This is a genomic window from Streptomyces sp. NBC_00414, from assembly GCF_036038375.1.
Taxonomy (GTDB): Bacteria; Actinomycetota; Actinomycetes; order Streptomycetales; family Streptomycetaceae; genus Streptomyces.
In genome coordinates this window covers 8160820-8171115 of sequence record NZ_CP107935.1, presented here as the reverse complement: position 1 = coordinate 8171115, position 10296 = coordinate 8160820, and the positions used below count along the sequence as shown (strand labels likewise).

The 10296-nt window shown below is 71.1% G+C and carries 9 protein-coding genes and 2 pseudogenes; 4 read left to right on the top strand and 7 right to left on the bottom strand.

The genetic code is table 11. The features are described from left to right. Nucleotides 1–194: 194 nt before the first annotated feature. Together OHS59_RS35525 and OHS59_RS35520 are read left to right on the top strand one after the other, a co-directional pair. On the top strand, nt 195–1142 hold the full coding sequence (locus OHS59_RS35525; protein WP_328499482.1) for a 5'-3' exonuclease: 948 nt from the start codon (nt 195–197) through the stop codon (nt 1140–1142). A 125-nt stretch (nt 1143–1267) separates the two neighbouring features. After that, nucleotides 1268–2119: a siderophore-interacting protein gene (locus OHS59_RS35520; RefSeq protein ID WP_328497441.1), complete on the top strand. Its 852-nt coding sequence runs from the start codon at nt 1268–1270 to the stop codon at nt 2117–2119. A 120-nt stretch (nt 2120–2239) separates the two neighbouring features. On the opposite strand, the pseudogene OHS59_RS35515 reads toward OHS59_RS35520, so the two are convergent. Further along, a pseudogene (locus tag OHS59_RS35515) lies at nt 2240–2443 on the bottom strand (ABC transporter permease); the annotation flags it as partial. 25 nt (nt 2444–2468) lie between these two features. After that, nucleotides 2469–2744: pseudogene (locus OHS59_RS35510) on the bottom strand (ABC transporter); the annotation flags it as partial. Nucleotides 2745–2875: 131 nt separating this feature from the next. Between OHS59_RS35510 and OHS59_RS35505 the strand changes: the two are divergent. Then, nucleotides 2876–4414 (top strand): amino acid permease, encoded by a 1539-nt coding sequence (locus OHS59_RS35505; RefSeq protein WP_328497440.1) that lies wholly within the window; start codon nt 2876–2878, stop codon nt 4412–4414. A 4-nt stretch (nt 4415–4418) separates the two neighbouring features. Next, on the top strand, nt 4419–5375 hold the full coding sequence (locus OHS59_RS35500; RefSeq protein WP_328497439.1) for an RluA family pseudouridine synthase: 957 nt from the start codon (nt 4419–4421) through the stop codon (nt 5373–5375). Here the strand turns inward: OHS59_RS35500 and OHS59_RS35495 are convergent. The 5 genes from OHS59_RS35495 to OHS59_RS35475 all read right to left on the bottom strand — a co-directional run bounded on the left by OHS59_RS35495 (nt 5369) and on the right by OHS59_RS35475 (nt 10125). Further along, nucleotides 5369–6850 (bottom strand): cytochrome P450, encoded by a 1482-nt coding sequence (locus OHS59_RS35495; protein ID WP_328497438.1) that lies wholly within the window; start codon nt 6848–6850, stop codon nt 5369–5371. The genes OHS59_RS35500 and OHS59_RS35495 overlap by 7 nt on opposite strands. A 228-nt stretch (nt 6851–7078) precedes the next feature. After that, nucleotides 7079–7693 carry a GTP-binding protein gene (locus OHS59_RS35490; RefSeq protein WP_328497437.1) on the bottom strand — a complete coding sequence of 205 codons (615 nt, stop codon included), beginning with the start codon at nt 7691–7693 and terminating at the stop codon, nt 7079–7081. Further along, nucleotides 7674–8114: a DUF742 domain-containing protein gene (locus OHS59_RS35485; RefSeq protein ID WP_328497436.1), complete on the bottom strand. Its 441-nt coding sequence runs from the start codon at nt 8112–8114 to the stop codon at nt 7674–7676. Before OHS59_RS35485 ends, OHS59_RS35490 begins: the two co-directional genes overlap by 20 nt. Further along, a complete protein-coding gene (locus OHS59_RS35480) occupies nt 8111–8518 on the bottom strand; it encodes a roadblock/LC7 domain-containing protein (RefSeq protein ID WP_107019841.1) in 408 nt (135 codons plus the stop codon). The genes OHS59_RS35485 and OHS59_RS35480 overlap by 4 nt, the downstream gene beginning before the upstream one ends. Beyond that, a complete protein-coding gene (locus OHS59_RS35475; protein WP_328497435.1) occupies nt 8515–10125 on the bottom strand; it encodes a sensor histidine kinase in 1611 nt (536 codons plus the stop codon). Before OHS59_RS35475 ends, OHS59_RS35480 begins: the two co-directional genes overlap by 4 nt. Nucleotides 10126–10296 lie beyond the last annotated feature (171 nt).

The following is a 10296-nucleotide window of genomic DNA, read 5'->3' as shown; positions in this document are numbered from 1 at the left end:
GTGGTTGAAAATGCGACCGGGTTCGCTCCGGATGCGCCCCTGCCCCGACTCCTCTGGCGCAAACCCGACCGTGTCCCAGTTCACATTTTGTTTACTTCCGGACGGTTGCGGAACTCGCCTTCGCTCGTCCGACCGCTCCGGGCCCCTCGCGCACTGTCCGCACCGAGCGGTGACTGTCAGTGGCGTACGGCATGATGCGAGGCGTGACGCAGCAGACTCAGCAGCCCCGGCGAACCATGCTCCTCGACACCGCCTCCCTGTACTTCCGGGCCTATTTCGGGGTGCCGGAATCCGTGCGGGCCCCGGACGGCACTCCCGTGAACGCCGTGCGGGGTCTCCTTGAGTTCATCGACCGCCTGGTGAAGGACCACCGGCCGGACGATCTGGTGGCCTGCATGGACGCGGACTGGCGGCCGCAGTGGCGGGTCGACCTGATTCCCTCGTACAAGGCGCACCGCGTGGCCGAGGAGACCGAGACCGGGCCGGACCAGGAGGAGGTGCCCGACACCCTGTCGCCGCAGGTGCCGGTCATCGAGGAGGTCCTGGACGCGCTGGGCATCGCGCGCGTGGGCGTCGAGGGGTACGAGGCCGACGACGTGATCGGCACGTTCGCGGGCCGCGCCACGGGCCCGGTCGACATCGTCACCGGCGACCGCGACCTGTACCAACTGGTCGACGACAAGCGGGGCGTCCGCGTGCTGTACCCGCTCAAGGGCGTCGGCTCGCTGCAGCTCACGGACGAGGCGTGGCTGCGCGAGAGGTACGGCGTCGACGGGCCGGGGTACGTGGATCTCGCGCTGCTGCGCGGCGACCCGAGCGACGGGCTGCCGGGCGTGCCGGGCATCGGCGAGAAGACGGCCGCCAAGCTGCTGACCGAGTTCGGTGATCTGGCCGGGATCATGGCGGCGGTGGACGACCCGAAGGCCAAGCTCACCCCCTCGCAGCGCAAGCGCCTGGACGAGTCGCGGCCGTACGTCTCGGTCGCGCCGAAGGTCGTCCGGGTGGCCGGTGACGTGCCCCTGCCGGAGGTGGACACCGCGCTGCCGCACACACCGCGCGACCCGGCGGCCGTCGACGCGCTCGCGGCCCGCTGGGGTCTCGGCGGTTCCTTGACCCGACTGTTGTCGACTCTGGGGTCCTGAGGGGGACACTGGACGTGTGGGGTCGCGTCACGGCCCCCTGTTCAACTGAGGCGTGTCACGAGGGTGTGCCCTCTGGAGAGGTGCTAACTTAGGTAAGCCTTAGCGAACTTATCCAGGAGGCCGTTATGGCAGAGCGTCCGGCACGCAAGGCTCCCAAGCCGCACTCCGCGCGGGTCGTCCGTACGGAGCGGCTGACTCCGCACATGCAGCGCGTGGTCCTCGGCGGCGAGGGGCTCGCGGACTTCACCGCGGGCACCAGCACCGACCACTACGTGAAGCTGCTGTTCGGGGCCGAGGGCGTGACGTATCCCGAGCCCTTCGACATGGCGCGGATCCGCGAGGAGTTCCCCCGCGAGCAGTGGCCCGTGACCCGTACGTACACCGTGCGCGCCTGGGACCCCGAGCAGCGTGAGCTGACCCTCGACTTCGTGGTCCACGGCGACGAGGGCCTCGCCGGGCCCTGGGCCGCCCGGGTCCGCGCGGGCGAGCTCGTGCGGTTCCTCGGCCCGGGTGGGGCGTACGCGCCCGACACCGAGGCCGACTGGCATCTGCTGGCCGGCGACGAGAGCGCGCTGCCCGCCATCGCCGCCTCGCTGGAGGGCATGCCCGACGGAGCGCACGTGCGTGCCTTCATCGAGGTCTCCGGGCCGGAGGAGGAGCAGAAGTTCGACTCCGCCGTGGAGGTCGTCTGGCTGCACCGAGGTGACCGGCCGGTCGGCGAGGCGCTGGTGGCCGCCGTGCGGGCACTGGAGTTTCCGGCGGGCCGGGTGCACGCGTTCGTGCACGGCGAGGCGGGCTTCGTGAAGGAGCTGCGGCGGCTGCTGCGGGTTGAGCGCGGGATTCCGCGCGAGGACATCTCGATCTCCGGGTACTGGCGGCTGGGGCACAACGAGGACGGGTGGCAGGCCGCGAAGCGGGACTGGAACGCTCAGGTCGAGGCTGAGCAGGAGACTGCGCCTCCTGTCGCCTCGACCTGAGGGGGACCCCCTCCGGGGCGGGGACGGATACTCGTCCGCGGGTCGGTCGGGGCTGGTCGCGCAGTTACCCGCGCCCCTGAGCGGGCGCTGGTGCGGGCTCCCGCGACCCTGACGGGCCTGGACCGCGCGTTGGTACGACCTGAATGTGCGGATGGAGAGCCAGGCCGCTGCGACTGCCAGGGCCAGCAGGGCGCCGCTCCTCGTGAGGATCAGGGGCCAGTCCGGGTTCTGCGACATGGCCGAACGGCCCGCCACGATCGCCCAGTTCAGCGGGTTGCAGTCGGCGATGTGAGGCATCCAGTCCGGCCTGCGGGACGGCGCCAGGTCTGGGTGAGGGTTTCGGTGCTCGTCGGGCACCTCCCGAGAGGGCGAGGGCCTCGGTCCGCTCGGCCGCGGCCTCGGCTTCCGCGCAACGGCGGCCCGCGTAGCGCAGACAGACGTCGTCGAGCGAGGGGCGGGCGACGGTCGCGGCGGTGACGGTGACCCCGGCCCGTTCCAGGGCGCCGAGAAGGGCGGGCACGGCGGCGGCCCCGTCCTCGGCGCGGACACCGACCCGACGGCGGTCGAAGTGGCGGCGAGCGTCAGTACACACGATGTATCGCGTTCCTGGAAGTGGCGCAAGGGCGTGAGGACTTGGGCCCGGAGCGGACACGGCCGCGTCACGCGGGCGAAACAGGCTGTCCCTAATTTCTGTCACCCGACAGGAATCACGCTGTCGCCCAGGATCCCGCCCCCGCGCCGAAGGCAGGTGCCGTCGTGGCCACCACCGCTCCCTCCGACGTACGTCCCGATCCGCCGGAGCCGTCCGGCGACCGCTCCCCCCTCGCGGAGTTCGGCTACCGCCAGGAGCTGCACCGCAGCCTCGGCAGGTACGCCTCGTTCGCTGCCGGTTTCTCCTTCATCTCCGTCCTGACGACCGTCTTCCAGTTCTTCGCCTTCGGGTACGCGTTCGGCGGCCCCGTCTTCTTCTGGGCCTGGCCGGCCGTGCTGGCCGGGCAGTTGCTGGTCGCCGCGTGCTTCGCGGAGCTGGCCGCGCGCTATCCGATCTCGGGCGCGATCTACCAGTGGTCGTCCCGCCTCTCCAGCCTCGGTTTCGGCTGGTTCGCCGGCTGGATCATGGTGATCGGGCAGATCGTGGTGGTCGCCGCCGCGGCACTCGCGCTGCAGGTGGTCCTGCCCGCGATCTGGTCCGGCTTCCAGCTGATCGGCGACGACCCGGCCCCGACCTCGGCGAGCGGCGCGGCCAACGCGGCGGTCCTCGGCGTACTCCTGCTGGTCCTGACGACCTTCGTGAACGTCGTCGACAACCGCGTGATGTCCCTGGTCAACCGCATCGGCGTGACCGCGGAGATCATCGGCGCGGTGCTCATCGTCGTGCTGCTGTTCACCCACTCCGAGCGCTCGCCCGGGATCACCTTCCACACCGGCACGGCCGCCCAGTCGGGCCTGGTCGGAGCGCTGCTGGTGGGTTCGTTCACGGCGGCGTACGTGATGATCGGCTTCGACAGCGCGGGCGAGATGAGCGAGGAGACGCACCACCCCCGGCGCACCGCGCCCCGCACGATCCTCACCGCGCTCGGCGCGGCGGGCCTGCTCGGCGGCCTCATCATCCTGGGCGGCCTGCTCGCCGCGCCCAGCCTCACCGACGGCCGGCTCGGCGTCGAGGGACTGAGTTACGTCCTCACCAGCAGCCTCGGCGACGGCGTGGGCCGGGCGCTGCTGGCCGACGTGGTGATCGCCATCGCGGTGGCGACCCTCGCGATCCAGACGTCCGCCTGCCGGATGCTGTTCTCCATGGCCCGCGACGGCCAGCTGCCCTTCTCCGGGCGGCTCGCGAAGGTCAACCCGCGCACCGGCATGCCGACCGCCCCGGCCCTGGTCGTCGGGATCCTCGCCGCCGCCCTGCTGCTCCTGAACTTCGCCTCGCCGGAGGCCTTCCTGGCCATCGGCACCACCTGCATCGTGATGCTGTACCTCGCGTACGCCATGGTCACCGGGCCCCTGCTGTGGCAGCGGCTGCGCGGCGGCTTCACCGTCGAGGGCACCGACGAGAGTGGCCGCCCGCTCTTCTCCCTCGGCCGCTGGGGCGTCCCCGTCAACGCGCTCGCCCTGCTCTACGGCCTCTTCATGACGGTCAACCTGGCCTGGCCGCGCGCCGAGGTGTACGACCCGGCGGGCGGGCACTGGTACTTCCAGTGGTTCACGGTGCTGTTCCTCGGGGTGACGCTGCTCCTGGGCGGCGCGTACCGGGCGTACCGGTCCCGGAGTGCGGCGGAAGCACCCGCGTACGCTTGACCGGGTGAGACGTAGAACCCCGATTCCGCCCTCTCCCCTGCCCCAGCGCGAAGGGGTGGATCCGGTGCGGGTGCGGCTGCCGGCCGACGGGGCCTGGAGCACCGTACGGGAGCATCTGGTGGAGCGGCTCGCACCGCGGGCCGCGGTCGTCGACGAGATGCTCGCCGCGGGACAGATCGTGGACGCGGACGGGCGGCCGGTGACGGCGGACACGGCGTACGTGCCGGGGATGTTCGTGTGGTTCCACCGGGAGCTGCCCGACGAGGAGCGGGTGCCGTTCCCCGTGGAGGTCGTGTACCGCGACGAGCACATCGTGGTCGCCGACAAACCGCACTTCATCGCCACGACGCCGCGGGGCAGTCATGTCACCGAGACGGTTCTGGCCCGGCTGCGGCGGGAGCTGGGCGTACCCGCGCTCGGGGCCGCGCACCGGCTCGACCGGCTCACCGCCGGGCTCGTGCTGTTCACGGTGCGGCCCGAGGAGCGGGGCGCGTACCAGTCGCTGTTCCGCGACCGCCTCGTTCGCAAGGAGTACGAGGCGGTGGCCGCGTACGCACCGGCGCTGGACCTGCCCGTCACCGTCCGCAGCCGGATCCTCAAGGAGCGGGGGGTGCTCGCCGCGCAGGAGGTGCCGGGCGAGCCCAACGCCGTGAGCCGGGTCGAGCTGCTGGAACACCTGGACGGCCGGGGCCGCTACCGGCTGCTTCCCCGCACCGGCCAGACCCATCAACTGCGGGTGCACATGAACGCGTTGGGCGTGCCGATCCTCGGCGACCCGCTGTACCCGGAGGTCACAGGACCCGTGCCGGCCGGTGACTTCCGGCGCCCGCTGCAACTGCTTTCGCGGGTGCTGGAGTTCACCGATCCGGTCACGGGGCACAGCCGTTCGTACCGCAGCGGACGGACGCTCCAGGCGTGGTCCGCCCACGACGAGTGGGCCGGTGACGGGCCGGCTCAGTAACCGCGCCACCAGCGCACGAAGCGCTGCCAGGCACCGAGCCGATGGCCCGGTTCGGCGGCCGGGCCGGAAGCCGGGGGCTCCAGCGGGTCGATCGTGGGCCGCGGCACCGGGGCGGCGTCCGGGGACTGGTCGGAGAGGTCCCAGTCCGGACGCGGGCGGGGCACCTCACTGACGCCGGGCCGGTCCATGACGTCCTGCGGCGACGCCGAGGCGAACACGACCGGCAGCTCGGCCAGATGCCGTGAGGAGATCGACGCCGTCCACTTCAGGTCGTCCTCGTCCACGGCGAGCTGGACGTCCGGAAGCCGCTTGAGGAGCGCGTCCACGCCGACGTCCGCGATGGCACGGCCGATGTCCTGGCCGGGGCACTCGTGGGGGCCGCCGCCGAAGGCGAGGTGCGAGCGGTTGCCCTTCATGTTCGCTTCGAGGTCCGGGCGGACGTGCGGGTCGACGTTGCCCGGCGCGATGCCTAGCAGCAGCCCGTCCCCCTTGCGGATGCGCTGACCGCCCAGCTCCGTGTCCTGCTTGGCGAAGTAGCCGAGGACGGAGCTGAAGGGCGGCTCGTCCCACAGCGACTGCTCCACCGCCTGGGGCACCGTCATCTGGCCGCCGTTGAGCTGCGCGCGGAAGCCCGGGTCGGTGAGGACCACACGCAGCACGTTGGCGAGGAGGTTCGCCGTGGCCTCGTACGCGGCGAGCAGCACGAGCCGCAGGTGCTGGCCCACCTCCTCGTCGGTGAGTCCGGCCGGGTGGTTGATGAGGTGGCTGGTGAAGTCCTCGGCGGGCTCGGCCCGGCGGCGGACGGTGAGCCGCATCAGCACGCTCATGACGTACTCGTTGCTGGCGATCGCCGTCTCGGTGCCCTTGAGGAGGTCGCGGGTGGTCTGCACCATCCGGTCGTCGTACTCCTCGGGCATGCCGAGGATCTCGCACAGCACGGCCATCGGCAGGTGTTCGGCGAACTGGGAGACCAGGTCGGCGGTGCCTCGGTGGCAGAAGTGGTTGACCAGCTCCTGCGTCCAGTGGTTGATGTGCCGGCGCAGGTCACGGGCGTTGATGGTCGACATGGCGCCCATCACCGAGCCGCGCAGCCGCTGGTGTTCGTCGCCCTCGGCGTGGGAGCAGATGGGCTGCCAGGTGATGAGCGGCATCAGCGGGTGGTCGGCGCCGGCCGTGCCGTCCAGCAGGGGGGTCCAGATGCGGCTGTCGCGGGTGTAGACCGAGGGGCTGCTGATCATGTGGAGGTTCTCGCCGTGCCCGAGCACCATCCAGATGGGCACGTCGTTGTGGAGCAGCACCGGCGCGACGGCGCCGTGTTCGGCACGGAGCTTCTCGTACAGGGCCGCCAGATCCTGCGCCTCGGGTCCGTACAGGCGGCGCAGTCCGCCGGGTCCCGCGCCGTGGGCGGGACAGCCGGGCGGCGGCCCGGACGTGGATTCGTCCGTACCGGTCAGAGAGTGAGATTCAGGCGTCACGGTGATCGCTTTCCGGGATGGGTTGATCCGGGGTCGGGGATGTCGGGCCGGTGTGTCGGATGGTCGGTCGGAACCTGCGGGGCAAGCTGGCGGACCGGGGCGCAGACCCGTCTTTCGGCAGACCCGTCTTTCAGGGGCGCGGGGCTGTTTCGACATGCGGCTCCGCCGCGTGGGCGCGCCCAGCCCCCACCGGACCCGCAGGTCACCGAGGCGCCCAGAGCGGAGCGCCTACGCGGAGGCCATCGCGATGGAGTGCAGGAACCGCATCAGCGTCATCAGAACGTCCCGGCTGGAAGCCCGCCGCCGCGCGTCGCACTTCATCATGGGAATCTCCTCGGACAGGTCGAGCGCCGCCCGCAGGTCGTCCATGGGGTAACGGGGCCCGTCCGGGAAGTCGTTGACGGCGACGACGAACGGCACGCCACGCTCCTCCAGGCGTCCGATGACGTCGAAGCTGACCTCCAGGCGCCGGGTGTCGACCAGGACGACCGCGCCCAGGGCCCCTTCGAACAGGCCGTTCCACAGGAACCAGAAGCGCTCCTGGCCGGGGGTGCCGAACAGGTACAGCACCAGTTGCTCGGTGATGCTGATGCGGCCGAAGTCCATGGCCACGGTGGTGGCCGTCTTCGTGTCGGAGCCGTAGTTGTCGTCGACTCCGATGCCGGCCTGCGTCATGGTCTCTTCGGTGGTCAGCGGCCTGATCTCGCTGACGGAACCCACCATCGTCGTCTTGCCGACCCCGAAGCCGCCCACGATCACGATCTTCACCGCGGCGGTCGCCGTCTGCGGGAGATGGTCCTCGGCGCGAGGTCCGGGGACGGTGTCAGAGCTTTTGAAGTCCATGCATCACCGCTTCGAGAAGGGAACGGTCGGGCAGCTCCGCGCGGACGATCGGGGCGCGCGCCTGTACCAGTTCAGCCGTCATCAGCTCGGTCAGCAGTACGGTCACCACGCTGAACGGCAGGTTGAGATAGGCCGAGACCTCGGCCACGGACATGGGGGCCTGACAGAGCCGGAGCAGCGCCGACTGTTCCGGCTGGGCTGAGGGCGGGGGATCGGCGCACGCCACGACTAAGGTCACCAGGTCGAGTTCGGCGCGGTCGCCGCCCTCGACCTGGCCGGTGACGACGTACAGCCGTTCCGGTTCGCGGGTCTGGCCCTGTCCGCCCTGACCGCCGTGTCCGCCGGGTTCTTCCGGCGGGGGCGCGGGTTTCGGCTTCGGCGCCGCCTTGGGGAGGCGCCGGCGTCGTTGGGGAGGACTCATACGGTCTGCCCGTTCCGCCGGGGCGGACTGGTGAGGTGCGCGCCGATCCGGACGACGAGGTCACGCATCCGGGCGCTCATGAGTCCGGCGTCGACGTGGGCCTCCGCCAGCACCGCGAGATAGGCGTTGGGGCCCGCGGCCATCATGTAGAAGTAGCCGCCCTCCATCTCGATGATGACCATGCGCATCTTGCCGTCGGTGTCGGGGATCTCGGTGGCGACGGCTCCGGCGAGGCTCTGGAGTCCGGCGCAGGCGGCGGCGATGCGGTCGGCCGCGTCGGGGTCGCCCCCGTACCGGGCGATGCGCAGGCCGTCGGCGGAGAGGACGACGACCTGCCGGGTCCCGTACACCCCGTCGGACAGCTCCTTGAGCATCCAGTCGAAATTGGCTCGCTGCTGGATCACTTGAGGTCCCCCTCGTCGTCGGCCTCGGTGCGGGCCGGACTGTTCGTCGCTCCGGGCGTCTGCTGCTGGTCGTCTCCACCCTTGAGGCCGGCCATGAACGCCTCGACCCACAGCCCGGGTTCCTTCTCTTCCTTCTTCTTCTTGGGCACCTGGGTGGACGACCGGCTCCAGTCGATGACGGGACGGCCCTCCTTGCGCGCGGCCTCCGCCTCCGCCGCGGCGGCCCTGGCCTCCTTCACCCGCTGGCTGTACGGGACCGTGACCCGGCTGCGGCGCTGCGGCAGTCCGTTGGCGGTCCACTCGGTGACCTCGGGGACGTCGTCGTCCTCCCTGTCGTCCGACCCGGGGGTACGGGGCCCGGTGGTGGGGCGGCGCTTCTTCTCCTTGCGCTGCGGACCCTCGACCCCGTCGAAGTCGACCTTGGGCACGGCGGCGGCGCCGATGCCGTGGGCGAGACCGGGCGCGTTGTCCTCGGTGAGCAGTGCGCGCGGGACGACGAGGACCGCGCGCACGCCGCCGTAGGCGGACTGGCGCAGGGAGACCTGCATGTCGTACATGTCCATGAGGCGGCCCACGACGGCGAGGCCGAGCCGCGGGTCCTCACCGAGCTGGTTGAGGTCGGGGCCTTCCGCGGCCTGCGCGAGCATCCGCTCGGCCCGGGTACGGGCCTCCTCGCTGAGGCTGACGCCGGCGTCCTCGATCTCGATGGCCACGCCGGTCTGTACCTCTACGGCGGTGACGTGGACCTTGGTGTGCGGCGGCGAGTAGCGCGTGGCGTTGTCGAGGAGTTCGGCGGCCGCGTGGATGACCGGTTCGACGTGGATGCCGTTGACGGCGACCTTGGCGATGGAGTGCAGCTCGATGCGCCGGTACTCCAGGATGCGCGACATGGCGCCGCGCAGCACGCTGTACAGCGGGACGGGCGCGGGCCACTGGCGGCCGGGGCGACCGCCGCCGAGCACGGCGATGGAGTCGGCGAGGCGGCCGATCAGCGCGGTGCCGTGGTCGATGCGCAGCAGGTCGTCGAAGACCTCGGGGTTGCGCCCGTGGTCCTCCTCCATCTCGCGGAGTTCCACGTTCTGCTGGTGGACGATCGCCTGGACACGGCGGGCGATGTTGACGAAGGAGCGCTGCGCGGCCTCGCGCTGCAGTTCCTCGTTGTCGATGATCCGCAGCAGTTCGATCAGGAGCGCGCGCTGGGAGCGGGGGATGTTCCGCTGGGCGGGGTCGCTGTCGATGATCAGCCGGACCGCCTCCTGGGGCGACCGGCCGCCGCGCATCCCCTTGAGCACGGTGGGCAGCAGGTGCTCGCGGAGATGGTCGATCTCGGCGTCGTGCAGGGAGACGCGCCGTTCCATGACTTCTGTGCGGCGGACGAGTTCGGCCCGCGCCGCGCGGATGACCCGGCCGCGGCGGACCGCTTCCGCCGCCGTCGCGATCACGAGCAGGGTCGCGACGGCGCCGCACCAGCCGACGGCCGCGCGAGCCGGCTGCGTCACCAGGGCGACGGCGGCACCGGTCACCGCGGCCATCACTATGGCCGGCAGCAGCAACGCGCGCGCGTAGGGAACTTCACGGCCACCGGGAGGCAATTGAACACTCACCATGTATGCCCTCTGAGACAAGTCGACTGGAGGTCGGGGGGGGGAGGTAACTGGATCTACAGAACTTCGGGGAACAAGCGCACGAATTCATCTCAACTCGGTGCGCTGCGGGCGAGCTTAGTCCGACCGGATCATCGCTGTGTCATATTCAGCAAGCACCTGAAATCGCCCTCG

Bases quoted from the DNA above. Each gene is read 5' to 3' on its own strand.
- OHS59_RS35525 (WP_328499482.1), top strand. From the start codon at position 195: ATGCGAGGCGTGACGCAGCAGACTCAGCAGCCCCGGCGAACCATGCTC.
- OHS59_RS35520 (WP_328497441.1), top strand. From the start codon at position 1,268: ATGGCAGAGCGTCCGGCACGCAAGGCTCCCAAGCCGCACTCCGCGCGG.
- OHS59_RS35490 (WP_328497437.1), bottom strand. From the start codon at position 7,693: ATGGACTTCAAAAGCTCTGACACCGTCCCCGGACCTCGCGCCGAGGAC.
- OHS59_RS35485 (WP_328497436.1), bottom strand. From the start codon at position 8,114: ATGAGTCCTCCCCAACGACGCCGGCGCCTCCCCAAGGCGGCGCCGAAG.
- OHS59_RS35475 (WP_328497435.1), bottom strand. From the start codon at position 10,125: ATGGTGAGTGTTCAATTGCCTCCCGGTGGCCGTGAAGTTCCCTACGCG.